Here is a 16,152-nt window from a genome sequence, read left to right as displayed (position 1 = left end):
AGCGTTTTAATTCTTACTTATCACCCTTGTTACGGATAACAAAGCCGTTTTTCTTTTCGCTTGAGGTACGGTGTGGGCGTTTGTTGCCACGATTTTCGAAGTCACGGCTGTTTTTCTTAGACTTGCGTTTGAAGTCACGACGGCCACCGTCTCGATCATCACGGTTACGGTCGCCACGGTATCCACCACGACGGTTGTTATCGCGACCACGGTTACCACGGCCACCTTTACCACCAAAGCCACCACCTGATGGTTTAAATGGCAATGGTTTTTCACGCGCAATTTCCACTTCTGGCATTGTCTCTGGATCTTGAACGGTCAAGCTCAAGATGTAAAGCGCCAATTCTTCAGGTGTGAATTCTTGAGCCAATTTAACCGCATCACCCTTAAACTTGTCAAAGTTAGCACGGATAGCTTCATCCGCAAAGTCACGTTCAATTTTCTTAAGGGCAACTTTCTTCTTAGCTTGGAAGGCTTCTTGAGCTGTTGGTGGCTTGAGGCCTTTCATGCGTTTCTTAGTCAAGTTTTCGATGATTCCCAAGTAACCCATTTCGTTTGGCGCTACAAAAGTAATCGATTGACCTGATTGGCCTGCACGGCCTGTACGTCCAATACGGTGAACGTAGCTTTCTGGGTCTTGTGGAATATCGTAGTTGTAGACGTGAGTAACACCTGAGATGTCAAGACCACGCGCCGCAACGTCTGTTGCAACCAAGATATCGATTTGGTCGTTCTTGAAGTCACGGATAACACGAAGACGTTTGTTTTGGTCAAGGTCACCGTGGATACCTTCTGCACGGAAACCACGAAGTTTCAAACCACGTGTCAACTCGTCCACACGACGTTTGGTACGTCCAAAGACGATTGACAATTCAGGTTGGTCAACATCCATAAGACGAGTCATGGTATCAAACTTCTCTTGTTCCTTCACTCGGATAAAGTATTGGTCAACGTTAACATTGGTCAATTCTTTAGCCTTGATTTTCACATGCTCAGGATCTTTCATGAACTGAACACCAATACGTTTGATGGCATCAGGCATAGTTGCTGAGAAGAGAAGGGTTTGACGTTCCTCTGGTACTCGGCTGATGATCGCTTCAATGTCTTCAAGGAAGCCCATGTTAAGCATTTCATCAGCTTCATCCAAAATCAAAGTCTCGATATTGTTGAGTTTAAGAGCTTTACGTTTGATAAGGTCAAGGAGACGACCTGGTGTCCCTACTACAATGTGGGCACCTGAACGGAGGGCCTTGATTTGTTTCTCAATGCTCGAACCCCCGTAGACTGAGCGAACCTTAACGCCCTTATCACGGCCAAAACGGAAAAGCTCTTCTTGAGATTGCACTGCCAACTCACGTGTTGGGGCAATAACAAGGGCTTGAATTGTATTTTCTTCTGTACGAATTTTATCTAGGGTAGGCAAACCAAAGGCAGCTGTTTTACCAGTACCAGTTTGGGCCTGACCGATGACATCCTTACCTTCAAGAGCCAGTGGAATTGTCAACTCTTGGATAGGTGATGGTTGTTCAAAACCGGCAGCTACAACAGCTGATTGGATGTCTTCTGATAGGTTTAAATCTGTAAATTTCAAAGTATTCTTCTTTCTATTGAAGGTAGTGCGAAGCTACCTTATGAGACTTGGGTGAGCAGATAAAGCATCTGCTTGTATTTTACAGTCGTTAATTTAACAACTCATCTAGTCTATCATATTTAAGGATAAAAAGACAGAGAATAACGTTTTAAAACCGCCTCCAATTTGAGAAGACGGTTTCACTCACTGATTATTTTTTATGAACCAACCAACGCAGATAGCGGGCCAAGACCAAACAAAGAATCACACTACCAACAATGATGAAAATCCAGGCTGGACTGGCAGTCATAAAAGGCAGAGGAACATTCATCCCAAAGAAACCGGTAATAACCGCAAGAACCCCCAAGAGTACCTCGATAATAGTCAAATTACTCAAGTTGTTGTTCAGATTGTTGTTTAGGATATTATTATAAGAACCTGATAATTGCTGTAAGACATTTGAAATAAGATCTGTCATGGCAACCAACTGCCTGGCTTCAATCATGGCATCATCAAACTGCTCTTTTTCGACCTCATTGAGACGACGATAAATGGCATGCCCCTTAATGTGTTCCAAAAGGAGACGGTTTTGTGTAGCTGCAGCCACCAAATAGACCATGCCTGTTTCCAAATCTGAAAGCTCGTAAAGATTCTTACTTGTCGTGGTCTGTCTTAGGCGTCGACTAACTTCATCTTTTTGCTGATCCAAGCGTTCAATAACGGGATAATAGGCATTTGAAATCATCTCAAGTCCTGCAAAGAGCAACTTGTAGATGGACAAATCCTCATGGTTATCCACATAGTCTTGCATCTTGCTTATCACATAAGCATTATCCTCGTTACTAATGGTCACCAAACGCGTATCTTGTACAATAAAGGTCAGAGGAATGGTTTCATAGTATTCCTTGTCCTTTTCAAGTGCCAGAACATTATAGATAAAGGTGATTGTCCCATTCTCACGGTTGTAATCCATGTGGGCTCGTTCATTTTTATCCAAGGCGTACTCTATGGTTTCTTGGTCAATATCATACTTGGTATAAAGGTAGGATTGCTCAGAAATAATGTCTGAGTCAATATTAATCCAGTGACGCTTGTAACCTAGTTCCTTTTCAATAAACATTTTTCGTCCTCATTACTCTAGCACTGCTGCTGCCAAGGCTTGTTGGATTTCAAAGACATTATTATCACTCTTAAATTGAAGCACTTCTGCAGGCTCAAGTGCTGATGAAATCCAAATCTTAAGTTCAGCATCTAGGTCAAAGTGGCCCGAGCTTTCTACAGTGAAACGAGAGATTGAGTGATAAGGGATAGATTTGTAAGATGTCTTCTTCCCTGTAACACCTTGCTTGTCAACTAAAATCAAGCGTTTCTCTGTAAAGACAATCAAGTCACGAACAAGGACATAGGCTAACTCCACTTGTTCACCTGGAATCAAGATGCCTTCCAATTGACGCTCAACCTTATCATTATCTTTCTTAGACGCATTGCCAAGCAATCCTGAAAAAATTCCCATAGTTGTTTCTCCTTTTTTTACTTTAAAGATAGTTCTTGCTTTAACTATACCACATTTTAAGATTTGAGACACTTGCAGAAATTAGTTTCTGGTAGTACAATGAAAGAGTCACAAGAGGAGCAATTGCTGAGAATGACTAGCTTGATTTTTTTCAAGACCTGCCTAAACTCTTACCACCTGATCAGGTTAGGACCTGCGTAGGGATGTGTCTCAAAATAGATTGAAATAGAGGAACTTCTATGACGTCGTTTTGATGTGGCAAAAAATAGCCAATCAAGACGATTGGTATAGGAGGTTTTTTTATGTCGAAAACAAATATTCGACCAATGATTGAGGTTGCACTTTTGACGACCATTGCTTATATTCTCGACTTGGTTACTCAACCCATGTCCATAGGCCCTTGGATTTCCCTTTCCTTTAAAATGGTCCCTATCTTTCTCCTTAGTTTTCGCTGGGGAGTTGGAGCTGGTGCTATGGGCGGTCTCATCTGGGGACTGCTTCAAGTGGTGACAGGACAAGCAGCCGGCGGTTGGCTGACCTTAACACAAGGTTTTCTGGAATATTTTGTTGCCTTTACCCTTATTGGGATTAGTGGTGTGGTCAAACCAGCCCTCGATAAAGCCATTAAACAAGGCCATAAACTTAAGTCTCTCATGTATATCACTGGGGGAATTCTGCTTGGTAGCTTTGCTCGTTACCTCATTCACTTTATAGCCGGTGTCATCTTTTGGGGAAGCTATGCTCCTAAAGGACAAAGCCCTTATCTCTACTCATTCATTGTCAATAGCTCATCTTTCCTAGGAGAAACTTTGGCCAGCCTCATCGTTTTCTTCACCCTGCAACGATTCCTAGGCAGATTACTCAATACGGAAAAATAAAAGAAACCATAGGACAGTCTTATTTGGCAGTCCTATGGTTTTTCTTGTTTTTATGAGATGTTACGACACGAAGTCAGACGAATCGATATTATTCGTCTGACGCAGTTAGTGAGACGGCTAGCTAGACACCTAATAGGGGCTAGCGCCAAAAGATGAACGATTTGCATAAACTAGATAGACATAGTGTTACGACATGAGAAAACGGAAACGATGCTTTTTCCGTTTTCGACTTAGTAAGGGACTTAGCCACGGTCCTATAGGACGTGGCGTAGATTGCTTAGGCTATGAAATAGCCAAGCAATCTTAGTACATTACATCTTCTCTTCCAATGTTACATCTGGATATTTGTCCGCAAACCAACGAAGGGCAAAGTCATTTTCAAAGAGGAAGACTGGTTGGTCAAAGCGGTCTTTGGCCAAGATGTTTCGACTTGATGACATACGTTCATCAAGGTCCTCAGGTTGGATCCAACGCACGGTCTTTTTACCCATTGGTGTCATAACGACTTCGGCATTGTATTCATTTTCCATACGGTGCTTGAAGACTTCAAACTGAAGTTGACCAACGGCACCAAGCATGTATTCACCTGTTTGGTAGTTGGTGTAGAGCTGGATGGCTCCTTCTTGCACCAATTGTTCAATTCCCTTGTGGAAGGACTTCTGTTTCATGACGTTTTTAGCAGAAACTTTCATGAACAACTCTGGCGTAAAGGTTGGTAGTGGCTCAAATTCGAATTTGTTTTTACCTACAGTAAGGGTATCACCAACCTGGTAAGTTCCTGTATCGTAAACCCCTATAATATCTCCAGCTACGGCATTTTCGACATTTTCACGGGACTCGGCCATAAACTGAGTGACGTTAGAGAGCTTAGCTCCTTTACCTGTACGGGTTAGGTTAACGCTCATACCACGCTCAAATTCACCAGACACGATACGAACAAAGGCAATACGGTCACGGTGACGTGGATCCATGTTGGCTTGAATTTTGAAAACAAAACCAGAGAAATCCTTGTTAAGAGGATCAATCTCATCACCATCCACTGTCTTGTGGCCATGTGGTTCTGGCGCGAATTTGAGGAAGGTATCGAGGAAGGTTTGAACCCCAAAGTTTGTAAGGGCAGAACCGAAGAAGACAGGTGTTAATTCACCAGCTAAAATAGCTTCTTCAGAGAATTCATTTCCTGCTTCTGTCAAGAGTTCGATATCTTCTTTAGCTTGCTCATAGAATGGGTTGTTAGCAAATAGAGTATCACCATCTTCAATCTTGGCAAAGCGCTCGTCACCCTTGTAAAGCTCTAAGCGTTCATTATAAAGGTCATAAAGTCCTTCGAAGGCTTTACCCATACCGATAGGCCAGTTCATTGGGTAGCTGGCAATACCAAGCACTTCTTCCAACTCTTCCAAGAGGTCAAGTGGCTCACGTCCATCACGGTCCAATTTGTTCATGAAGGTGAAGACAGGAATACCACGGTGTTTGACAACTTCGAAAAGTTTTTTGGTTTGAGCCTCAATACCTTTGGCTGAGTCAACGACCATGACGGCAGCATCAACCGCCATAAGGGTACGGTAGGTATCTTCTGAGAAGTCCTCGTGTCCTGGGGTATCAAGGATATTGACACGTTTGCCGGCATAATCAAACTGCATCACAGATGAGGTTACTGAGATACCACGTTGTTTCTCAATATCCATCCAGTCTGATTTGGCAAAGTTTCCGGTCTTCTTACCTTTTACGGTACCAGCTTCACGGATTTCACCCCCAAAGTAAAGCAATTGTTCAGTGATTGTTGTTTTACCAGCATCGGGGTGAGAGATGATGGCAAAAGTACGGCGTTTTTTGATTTCGTCTTGAATACTCATAGTTTTCTTTCTTCTTTTTAAATAATCTTTTTGATACTTTTCCTTAGTGGTATGGATGTCAGCAGCCTCCTTAGGAAACGCAAAACTTCCACGTTCCATAGCTACTGACAGCAATAGGTTTTAACCAGATTGAAAAGCAAGATAATTGTAGCTCTTCTTTCAGAAAATTTCTATCTTTTTAGGACTGCATTTGTTGTCAAGGCTTGCGATAATTCTCGCAGGCACAGCTCTTTTATTATATCCAAATTACAGTGTGAAAGCAATTCTGAAAGCGTTTTGTGTTAGAATAAAACAAATAAAATCACAAAGCACGCTATCAACTCTCTGATAGCGTGCTTCTTCATTTATTTAATATTTCTCGTCAAAATATTCCAGACCCTTTTTCATAATTATCATAAGAATAATCAGTGTTACTGAAACGGCAAGGTATTTGATAGGTAGCCAGGCATCTGTGATAAAGGGGGTGTGTCTTAATAAGCCATAATTGCCGCTGACAAAATGATTAACAACTACAAGTCCTAGATTCAATAATAGGGTAAGCGTCACAATCATATTCTTCGAGATAGGGTGAGTCTTATAGGTCCTCAAAAGATAATTAAGGCTGTTGACCAATAAGGCATAATGCCCAATGATAAAAGAAATACTGGAGATATGTGGAAAATTATAAGGATCAAATACTGGATAAATAATAGCACAACAGCCTCCAACCAAGCCCATAAGTGCAAAATAAGTTTTGACCTTACTATCTTTTAGGAGCAGGAGGGCGAGCATGGTCATACGACAATGGTAAAGAGGGAGACTACCGTCTAAAGGGAATCCCTGCCAAATATACCAAATGTAAAGGCTAATCAGTTGAATGGCTTGGAGAGTGATAAAGGTCCAACGCCATATATTATTGTTATGCCAAAGCCAACTCAAGTAACTAAAGAGCACCATCCCCAAGAGCATAAGCAAATAATAGGGCAAAGGTATATGGGGTGGATGAGTTTGGGTCGTTGTCAAAAAATCCTTCATTCTCTTCTCCTGATGAAATTGCTATTTTGGGTATTATATCAAATTTCAGGGTAAATCAAAAACCTGCTTTAGAGAGCAGGTTAGATAACTTAATCCTTAGCTTGGAGTTCTTCTACGACCTTGGCTAGGTTCATTGAGTTAGAACCCTTAAGCAAGATTTGATCGTGCTCGCCTAGGCTTTCTTTGATTTGTTTGACCATAGCGTCAAATTGGTCTTCATCAGCTGTTTTCTTGAAATAATAAACATGACCAAGTGGGAACATTTGACTGGCAAGTTGTGACAATTCTGCAATGTCTTCACCGTAGAAAATCACCGTATCAATAGCATCTGGTGTCAGGCTTAAAATCATCTGTGTATGAAGTTGCACAGACTGTTCACCGAGTTCTTTCATATCAGCTAGGACAGCGATTTTCTTGCCTCCTTCATTCTTCGGAATGGCTGAGAAGGTCTCTAAAATGAGCTTCATGGCTGTTGGATTGGCATTGTAGACGTCAGAAAGAATATCCGCACCATTGGCTGCTTTTTTCCATTCGGTACGGTTTTTTGTGAGTTGCAAGTTAGCAAGAGCTGAGAGGATATTTTCCTCAGTTACACCCAAGTGTTTTGCGATATAGGCAGCAACCATGGCATTTGTGGCATTGTATTTTCCAGTGACTGGCAAGGTAACTTGTCCGTCTAGGAAGTTTGCTGAAAAGGTAAGATGATCCTTGTATTCCGTCAACTCAGAGACTGTAAGCTCTGCACCATCTCCAAAGCGTACCACTTCAAGATTGCTTGGCAAGAAAGGATCTACGATAAGATCACTTGGCACAAGCAAGAGACTACCATCAGGCATACCGTCTTGCATTTGCATTTTACCTTGAGCAATCTTATCACGGCTACCGAAGAATTCCAAGTGAGCCTCTCCGATTAAGGTAACAACGGCTGTTTTTGGCTTAGCCAAGGTTGACAAGAGATGAATATCTCCCATGTGGTCTTGCCCCATCTCAAGGACGATTTTCTCCGTATCATCAGGCATGTGGAGGGCTGTATAAGGAAGACCAATCTCATTGTTGTAATTGCCTTGCGTTTTGTAAGTACGATAGGTCGTTGCCAAAATATCATGAATCATGTCCTTGGTGGTTGTCTTACCGTTAGAACCAGTCACAGCAATAACGTCAACACCAGTCTTTTCAAGATAGTAGGCAGCTAGTTTTTGGAAGGCTTCAAGAGCGTCATCGACTAGGATGTGGGCTTGATCAGCCGGTAATTCTTTTTCTGTGAATGTCGCTAGAGCACCGTTGTCAAAGGCTGTTTGGATAAAATCATGCCCATCACGCGCACCTTTGAGCGGTAAAAAGAGGTCCCCTGCTGTAATCTTACGGCTATCAAACTCAATCTGGTTAATGGCGACATCTTCATAGGCAGTGACATCATTTTTAGCGCCAACAACCTTGGCAATTTCATGGAGTGTCAGTTTCATCTTAAAATCCTCTATTTATATTTTTTTACAGGTCCGACAAAAAACGCTTTCTTGTCTCTGAATACTCTCCAATTATATCACAAATCGGACTAGCTTTTGCTTGGGAGATGAATTTGTTACAATGGTTGAAGAAAGGATTAGGCATGACAAAGAAAAAATCAATCAGTCCTTCTAACAAAGCGAAAGACAGAAAAAGTGACTGCCAAAGTATTGAAGAACCCAAAAGCTGGCGCTTTAATTGGAGAAAGATAATTCTACTGGAGCCAACATCTGAATTGATTATCTTATTAATACTAGCACTGCTGTATGGTGGTTCTTATTATTACGATCATTATACAGTCAACAAAGATAACATTTATGGTCTCTGGCAGTCTGATCATCATAAGTTAGCGATTTCCTATAAGCATATTCGGAAACGGGGAAATATCGACTGGGAAGTCGTACAGGATGGTAAGTATATTATCTATGCTGCTAGAACTCGCCCGGTCAAGCGGCTTAATGACGGGACTCTTCACATGGAGCTCTACACTGTGGAAGGCTACCTGACAGACCTCCCCACCAAGGACGGCTTCAGCTATATGGATTTCTATCTTCGTAAAAACAATTACCTTACCTATGATGGCGAGTCCTACAAACGAATAGACTCCAGAAACAAGTCTATCACTTGGAAAGATGGTTCTAGCAGCCCTTATGGTGAACGGAAAACTACTATAGATGAGGTTTTTGAAGCCTTCTATTTGATACTTATGGGTATTTGCTTATTGCTTACCATTATAGAAGCTCGGAAAAAGAGGTTAGAAAAACTCAATGAGACACCAAACAAAAAGAAAATACGCTGACCGAAAGAAACTCAACCGAAAGTATCATTCACAAAAAGCATATCGGAAACAACAGAAACGCAAAACTGGATGGCGAGCACACTGGGAAAAATTTACAGACCGTTTAGCCAACATTTTTGGGATATGTTTCCTAATCCTCTTACCTGTAGTCATTATCTATGGTATTTTCTTTGGTCATGACGTTTATAAAGACGATATCTACGGTCTTTGGCAATCTGAAAGTCATCAGCTTGCCATATCCTACGAAGAAGGTCACAAGTCAAGTAAGCGCAATTGGGAGATTGTTCAAGACGGAAATGTCCTCATCAAAAATGCACGCATTGACGAGATTAAACGCTTTAATGACGGTACTCTCTACATTGAAGTTTATGCCGAGGAAGGCTTGCTTTCAGACCTTCCCGCTAAGAATGGCTACAACTATTTGAATATGTATGTTCGTAAAGACAATTACCTGACCTACAATGGCGAATCATACAAACGGATTGATGATGAAGACAAGAACATTACCTGGAAAGACGGTTCAAAATCCCTTTATGGTCAACGAATAACCTTGTTTGATCGTCTGGAACCCTATATCCTATTTGGAATGTGGGGAGGCATTTTTATATATGTACTTTTCGTTGAATGGAAAATCAAAAGAAAGTATAAAAACAAATAAAACCACTCCTACTTCTAGCTAGACTAGATATAAGCAGGAGTGGTTGTTTATTCTTATTAAGCAAGACTTACCTCTTTAAGAGGATGACAGTCTTATTTCACTTTAGTTTATTTGGATAATATGTATTTTTTATCGAGGTGATAAAGAAAAGATATAAATACAATCTGGATTTCTGTAAAGAAAAAAACACCTCAGTCTCAGAGATTTCTCCGAGACTAAGATGTCTGTCTTATAAATCGTAGTTCTTAAATCAAATGGCTTTCACGTTTGTCGAACATTTCTTGTCCCAAGGCTACCAATTCCTTGATAAGGTCTGAGTAAGAAAGTCCCATATTTTCCCAAAGTAGTGGGTACATTGACCATTGAGTGAAACCTGGCATGGTGTTGAGCTCATTTAGGTAGATGGCTCCATCCTCTGTCAGGAAGAAATCACAGCGAGCAAGACCACAACCACCAAGAGCACGGAAGGCCTTGGCCGCATAGGCACGCATTTGCGTCATGACTTCTGCAGGCACGTGAGCTGGGATGTCCATGGTAATCTTATTGTCAATGTATTTAGCTTGGTAATCATAGAAAGCCACGTCTTTGACCACTTCACCTGGATCTGTCGTTTTGACAGTTGTATTTCCAAGGATACCAACCTCGATTTCTCGGGCAACCACACCTTGCTCAATCAAGATACGGCTATCATATTTGAGAGCCAGATCAATCGCTGCACGAAGCTCCGCTTCGTTTTCAGCTTTCGAAATCCCAACAGATGACCCCATGTTAGCAGGTTTTACGAAAACTGGGAAGGTCAATTTTTCAAGCGTCTCTGCTACTGCTGCTTCCAAATCTTCACCCTCGATGTAGACTGTGTAGGCAACCTGAGGGACACCTGCAACTTCAAGAATATGCTTGGTCATAATCTTGTCCATAGCTACACTTGATGAAAGAACATTGGTACCCACGTATGGCAACTTGAGGGTTTCGAGGAAACCTTGGATAGACCCATCCTCACCCATAGGTCCATGAAGGACTGGGAAGACCACAGCACCTTCTTCGTAGATGTCACTTGGTTTGATAGCCTGACTAGCCTCAACTGTGTCATTAGTCATGAGCTTCTCATCATCACTTGGAGTTTCTGTAAATTCTTGTGTTTTGATAAAATCACCAGACTGAGTGATAAAGTAGGTTTTAACCTCAAATGCGCTGTAATCTACCGCACGCATAACACTCTCAGCTGAGAGCACAGACACTTCACGTTCTGCCGAACGTCCACCATAGAGAAGGATAAGGGTTTGTTTAGACATAGGTATACCGTTTTCTTTTTTTGATTTTCAAGTCTCAGTTTAAAGAGAGACTAGTCTCCTTTTTGAGAACATAATTATTTTAATCATATCACAAAAGGAAGAGTTTTTCAAAAAGATTATGGGCAAAAAAACAGCCTAATAGCTGTTTCATTCCTGTCTTAAATTTCGTCGCCAAGCTCGAACTTAGTACCTTTAAGGGCACGTTTGAGAGACCATTTCCAAGGTTTCCCTTCGATAGTGACTTGTTTGTTTTCAAGGTCAACTTGAACCTTGTCCACACCTTTGACGGCGGAGAGTTTTTCAGTAACGGTGTTAACACAGCCTTGGCATTTCATTCCTGTAACCTTATAAGTTTTTGTCATTTTTCTTTCTTCCTTTTCTTTAATTATTTTTCAATACACAGATTAAGTGGCGGGAGTTGTAAGCAATCGACACTTAGACTTTACGGCGTTTGAGTCGCAGAGCATTAAGGACAACCGAAACAGAGCTAAAGCTCATGGCAAGTCCTGCTATCATTGGGTCAAGAAGGGGACCTCCAAAGAGGTGGAGGACACCCATAGCTACTGGGATAGACAAGATATTGTAGATAAAAGCCCAAAAGAGGTTTTCTTTAATCGTTGTGATAGTCGCCTGACTAATTTTCAAAGCCTTAACCACATCCATAAGGTTGGGTTTCATAAGGACCATATCAGCACTTTCCATGGCAATATCTGTCCCTGATCCCATGGCAATACCGATATCGGCAGTCGCAAGGGCTGGGGCATCATTGATACCATCACCAACCATGATGACTGATTTTCCTTCTGCCTGAAGATCACTAATCACCCTAGATTTTTCTTGCGGAAGCACCTGACTGATAACACGTTTGATGCCAACCTTTTGAGCGATGGCTTGAGCTGTTTGGTCATTATCCCCAGTCAACATGATAACTTCCTTGCCCATTTGATGAAGAGCTGCCACCATATCTGCACTATCTGCTTTAACCTGATCAGCTACACCAAAGAGTCCGATTAAGTTGCCATCTTCAGCCAAGAAAATAGGGGTTTGACCATCAGCCGTCAAGCTTTGGAAATCAGCTTGTGCTGAAGCCAAGTCGACTTTTTCCTCTGTCATAAGTGTTTGATTCCCAGCTATATAAGTCTTACCTGCATAGCTGGCAGTAAGGCCTCGTCCAGTCAAACTTGAGAAATTGTCCATCTCTAACAAGTCCAAGTTAGCATTTTCTGCTGCCACAAGAATTGCTTGACCCAAGGGGTGCTCAGACTTGGCTTCCAAAGATGCCAAAAGCTGCAGGGCTGCTCCATTATTGCCATAGGTATAGCTAGAGACCAACTGAGGTTTACCCTGAGTAATGGTTCCTGTCTTATCAAAAACGAGGACATCAGCCTTGTGAGCTAGCTCGAGCACATCCCCACGCTTGTAGAGAATACCGTGTTCAGCACCAAGTCCTGTACCAACCATGATGGCTGTTGGTGTCGCAAGACCCAAAGCACACGGACAAGCAATGACCAAAACACTAACTGCTACAGTCATGGCAAAAGTAAAGGTTTGTCCCATGACGAAGTACCAGAAGAGGCCTGAAACAAGGGCTATAGCCATGACGATGGGAACAAAGACCGCTGACACCTGATCGGCTATCTTGGCAATAGGGGCCTTGGTTTGTTGGGCATCTTCAACCAGTTTAATGATTTGAGAAAGCAAGGTATCTTTACCAATCTTTTCAGCCTCATAAATCAAGCTACCTTGACCATTAATAGAACCTGCAAATACGGGTTTACCAACAGATTTTTCAATAGGAAGCGACTCACCTGTAAGCATACTCTCATCAATCGCAGAGCTACCTGAAATCACCTGACCATCCACGGCTATCTTTTCCCCAGGTTTGACCACAATATGGTCACCAAGAACAACCTTATCCACAGGAATCTTGACTTCCTTACCATCCCGAAGAACGGTTGCCTCCTTAGCTGACAAGTGCATGAGTTTCTTGATAGCGTCTGAAGTCCGACCTTTAGAGAGGGTTTCAAAGTACTTACCTAGAGTAATCAAGGTCAAGATAACAGCGACTGACTCAAAATAAAGTTGGTGGGCGTGATGGGTATGCCCCAAAGAAATGTGATAAGTACCATAGAGACTATAAAGAAAGGCCGCCGATGTTGCCAAGGCTACCAAGGCATCCATATTTGGGTGACCCTTGGCCAAGGTACGAAAACCGTTACTATAGAAAGAACGGCCCAACCACATGACGGGAACTGTCAAAATCAAAAGCACCAAGGCATAGGTCAAGGCTGCATGGTGAGGAGACAAGAAGTTTGGCACAGGCAAACCGACCATTGGCCCCATAGCTAGATAAAAGAGAGGAATAGTGAAGACCGATGACCAAATAAGACGATCACGCACCTTGTGAATCTTGTCTTCTTCACGTTCTTCCTGACTTTTAGCTGTATCTGGATTGTAGACTTCGGCTTCATAACCAGCGTCAGCCACAGCTTTTTCAATAGCTTCTGGACTAACCTTATCCCCAGCATAATCCACAGACATTTTTTCCGTGGTCAGATTAACCACAGCCTTGTCCACACCATCCAACTTATTAACAGCATTTTCAACATTGGCCACACAAGACGCACAAGTCATCCCATTAACCACAAAAGTTTCTTTTGCCATTCTCTAATTCACCTCCATATGATGCCCACAGGCGCATTGGCCAAGCACACAGTCACAAACCACTTGATCCACAGGTGCTTTTGCTAAAAGCAAGGCCTGCAACTTATCCACATCAGCTTGCGTCATCGGTGTCTTTGCAATGAGTTGACCCAATAAGTCGCTATGTTTGGTCAAACAAATCTTGTCAAAAACAGCCTCTAAAGCCTGAAAATTCGCTTCATCTTCACCCAAGCTAGCTTGATAGATAAACCCTCGTCCTTGACGCTGACTGGTTAGGTAACCCTTGTCCGCCAAACGTCCAAGCAAGGTCTTAACTGTCGAAGCCGACCAGTCTAGCTTCTTAGCTAGAATCGCTATAATCTCTGAAGAAGTCGCCTGCCCCTTAGCCCAGAGCACTCGCATGACTTCCCATTCCGCAGATGAAATTGTCAGCATGATAACTCCTTTCTGAATCTTGTTATTCGTTTACGTTTATAGATTTATTTTAACGCTATGCTGGGGACATGTCAAGAGTTTTGTTTACATTTGTAGATTTATTTTTAAAAAAACAAACACCTCCTAAGAGGTGTCACACTTTACTAAGATAAAATCGGCTCTATAATTTCTGTAGTGGGTAAAACCACTGTAGAGATTATAGAGCTTTTTGAATGCAGACAAAAAGTCCCATAAGAACTATAATGAAAAGCAACCAAACCCTCATTAGAAAGAATCTTATGGAACAATTAAATTTTATCACAAACATACTCGGAATTAAAGACAAGAACATCATAATCTTGGATTATCTGGATGCTGGAACTCATAAAGAAATCATCGCTAAGCTAGATTATCCTGCTCCTAAGTGTCTCGATTGTCAAGGACAAATGGCTAAATATGACTTCCAAAAAGAATCTAAAATTCCCTATCTAGAGTGTGCGGGCTACAAAACTCTTATTCGATTAAGAAAACGCCGTTTTCGCTGTAAAGTATGCGGAAAAATGGCTGTCGCAGAAACTTCCTTAGTCAAAAAGAACCACCAAATCTCAACGATCGTCAACCAGAAAATCACTCAAAAATTAATCGAGAAAGTCCCTATGACTGCTATTGCCGAAAGTTTATCGGTCTCTACTTCGACAGTCATCCGTAAATTGAAAGAGTTCGAGTTCAAATCTGATCTTAACCACCTTCCAGAACACATGAGCTGGGATGAGTACAGCTTCAAGAAAGGTAAGATGAGCTTTATTGCACAGGACTACGATACAAGAAAGATCGTAGCTATCCTAGATGGACGGACTCAAGCAACTATTCGCAATCATTTCCTTCGTTATTCTAGACAGGTGAGAAGTCGTGTGAAAGTCATTACCATGGACATGTTTAGTCCCTACTACGATATTGCTAGAAAACTTTTTCCAAATGCAAAAATCGTTCTCGACCGCTTTCACATTGTCCAGCATCTCAGTCGAGCAATGAATCGCGTACGCATCCAAATTATGAATCAGTTTGATCGGAGATCGCACGAATATAAAGCACTGAAACGTTACTGGAAACTCATCCAACAGGATAGCCGTAAACTCAGTGATAAACGATTTTATCGACCAACTTTTCGGTCACACTTGACCAATAAAGAGGTTCTAGAAAAGCTGCTTTCATACTCTCAAGAACTTAGACAGCACTATAATCTCTATCAACTCCTACTCTTTCATTTTCAAGAGAAACAAACAGAACATTTCTTTAGTCTTATTGAAGAAACAATTTCTTCTGTAAATCCTATTTTTCAAACTGTTTTTAAGACCTTTTTGAAAGATAAGGACAAGATCATGAATGCACTGGAACTTCCCTACTCAAACGCAAAACTAGAGGCTACCAATAACCTCATCAAAGTCATCAAGCGAAATGCTTTTGGCTTCCGGAACTTTGACAACTTTAAAACTAGAATTCTCATTGCTTTGAACATCAAAAAGGAGAGAACCAATTTGGTCCTCTCCAGGTTGTAACTTTTCATCAACCCACTACAGTTGACAAGGAGCCATAAAATCGAGTTAACAAGGCTACAGCCAAAATCTCTTCCTTCAACATACAAAAATTTAAATACGCCAGGGTAAATAAAAGCCAACCAAATAATAATAAAGGTTACTGTAATAGCTTTATTATTTGATACAAAGAATGAAAAAATGTGATCAATCATTTTCAGTGGTGTCCTCTCTTCCTTTCTTTTTATCTCCAGACAAGCTATGAAAATCATTCTAAAACTTTCGAAAGGAAAAAAATAGTGACATAGATGTCACTAAAAAGGCTTATTCCGTCAATAATACTCATATCTGAAAACTGATGACGATGATATAACTTCTCTCTTGCTATTGCCGACAGAGATTTAACCCTCAGCTCAAGCCCTTGTATAGATACAAGGCACCAACCAGAAGGAAAATCAG

At 41.6% G+C, this 16,152-nt stretch carries 14 protein-coding genes and 1 riboswitch; of the genes, 4 read left to right on the top strand and 10 right to left on the bottom strand.

From position 1 onward, the window contains the following. Positions 1–13: 13 nt before the first annotated feature. The 3 genes from RWZ99_RS02630 to RWZ99_RS02620 form a co-directional block, all read right to left on the bottom strand. Positions 14–1,591, bottom strand: a complete 1,578-nt coding sequence (locus RWZ99_RS02630) for a DEAD/DEAH box helicase (RefSeq protein ID WP_314676187.1) — start codon at positions 1,589–1,591, stop codon at positions 14–16. A gap of 190 nt (positions 1,592–1,781) precedes the next feature. Beyond that, positions 1,782–2,690, bottom strand: a complete 909-nt coding sequence (locus tag RWZ99_RS02625) for a magnesium transporter CorA family protein (protein WP_314676186.1) — start codon at positions 2,688–2,690, stop codon at positions 1,782–1,784. 12 nt (positions 2,691–2,702) lie between these two features. Further along, positions 2,703–3,083: a PH domain-containing protein gene (locus tag RWZ99_RS02620; RefSeq protein ID WP_073686131.1), complete on the bottom strand. Its 381-nt coding sequence runs from the start codon at positions 3,081–3,083 to the stop codon at positions 2,703–2,705. Positions 3,084–3,186: 103 nt separating this feature from the next. Continuing rightward, positions 3,187–3,304: riboswitch (TPP riboswitch) on the top strand. Between the two features lie 81 nt (positions 3,305–3,385). Here RWZ99_RS02620 and thiT point away from each other — a divergent pair. Continuing rightward, positions 3,386–3,961, top strand: a complete 576-nt coding sequence (gene thiT, locus RWZ99_RS02615; protein ID WP_314676185.1) for an energy-coupled thiamine transporter ThiT — start codon at positions 3,386–3,388, stop codon at positions 3,959–3,961. Between the two features lie 311 nt (positions 3,962–4,272). Here the strand turns inward: thiT and RWZ99_RS02610 are convergent, their stop codons facing one another. The 3 genes from RWZ99_RS02610 to murF form a co-directional block, all read right to left on the bottom strand. Then, a complete protein-coding gene (locus RWZ99_RS02610; RefSeq protein WP_002884210.1) occupies positions 4,273–5,817 on the bottom strand; it encodes a peptide chain release factor 3 in 1,545 nt (514 codons plus the stop codon). Positions 5,818–6,165: 348 nt separating this feature from the next. Next, positions 6,166–6,831, bottom strand: a complete 666-nt coding sequence (locus RWZ99_RS02605; RefSeq protein ID WP_314676183.1) for a TIGR02206 family membrane protein — start codon at positions 6,829–6,831, stop codon at positions 6,166–6,168. An 89-nt stretch (positions 6,832–6,920) separates the two neighbouring features. Beyond that, a complete protein-coding gene (gene murF, locus RWZ99_RS02600; protein WP_314676180.1) occupies positions 6,921–8,294 on the bottom strand; it encodes a UDP-N-acetylmuramoyl-tripeptide--D-alanyl-D-alanine ligase in 1,374 nt (457 codons plus the stop codon). 143 nt (positions 8,295–8,437) lie between these two features. Between murF and RWZ99_RS02595 the strand changes: the two genes are divergently transcribed. Both RWZ99_RS02595 and RWZ99_RS02590 read left to right on the top strand, forming a co-directional pair. Then, complete coding sequence (locus RWZ99_RS02595; RefSeq protein WP_314676177.1) at positions 8,438–9,133, top strand: hypothetical protein; 696 nt, start codon at positions 8,438–8,440, stop codon at positions 9,131–9,133. Next, on the top strand, positions 9,102–9,791 hold the full coding sequence (locus RWZ99_RS02590; RefSeq protein ID WP_314676176.1) for a hypothetical protein: 690 nt from the start codon (positions 9,102–9,104) through the stop codon (positions 9,789–9,791). The genes RWZ99_RS02595 and RWZ99_RS02590 overlap by 32 nt, the downstream gene beginning before the upstream one ends. A 245-nt stretch (positions 9,792–10,036) precedes the next feature. Here RWZ99_RS02590 and RWZ99_RS02585 read toward each other — a convergent pair whose 3' ends face one another. The 4 genes from RWZ99_RS02585 to RWZ99_RS02570 all read right to left on the bottom strand — a co-directional run bounded on the left by RWZ99_RS02585 (position 10,037) and on the right by RWZ99_RS02570 (position 14,182). Next, the gene (locus RWZ99_RS02585; protein WP_314676172.1) at positions 10,037–11,083 is read right to left on the bottom strand and encodes a D-alanine--D-alanine ligase; all 1,047 of its coding nucleotides are present in this window, start codon (positions 11,081–11,083) and stop codon (positions 10,037–10,039) included. A gap of 158 nt (positions 11,084–11,241) precedes the next feature. Continuing rightward, positions 11,242–11,445, bottom strand: coding sequence for a copper chaperone CopZ (copZ, locus tag RWZ99_RS02580; protein ID WP_314676171.1), 204 nt, complete (start codon positions 11,443–11,445; stop codon positions 11,242–11,244). Between the two features lie 73 nt (positions 11,446–11,518). Further along, positions 11,519–13,747, bottom strand: a complete 2,229-nt coding sequence (locus RWZ99_RS02575) for a heavy metal translocating P-type ATPase (RefSeq protein ID WP_314676170.1) — start codon at positions 13,745–13,747, stop codon at positions 11,519–11,521. A 3-nt stretch (positions 13,748–13,750) separates the two neighbouring features. Continuing rightward, on the bottom strand, positions 13,751–14,182 hold the full coding sequence (locus RWZ99_RS02570) for a CopY/TcrY family copper transport repressor (RefSeq protein ID WP_314676168.1): 432 nt from the start codon (positions 14,180–14,182) through the stop codon (positions 13,751–13,753). Positions 14,183–14,460: 278 nt separating this feature from the next. On the opposite strand from RWZ99_RS02570, the gene RWZ99_RS02565 reads away from it, so the two are divergent. Next, a complete protein-coding gene (locus RWZ99_RS02565) occupies positions 14,461–15,717 on the top strand; it encodes an ISL3 family transposase (protein WP_314676167.1) in 1,257 nt (418 codons plus the stop codon). Positions 15,718–16,152: the final 435 nt, after the last annotated feature.

The organism is uncultured Streptococcus sp., from assembly GCF_963545685.1.
Classification (GTDB): Bacteria; Bacillota; Bacilli; order Lactobacillales; family Streptococcaceae; genus Streptococcus.
The sequence above is the reverse complement of the archived record's forward strand: the minus strand, read 5'-3'. Positions and strand labels throughout refer to the sequence as shown.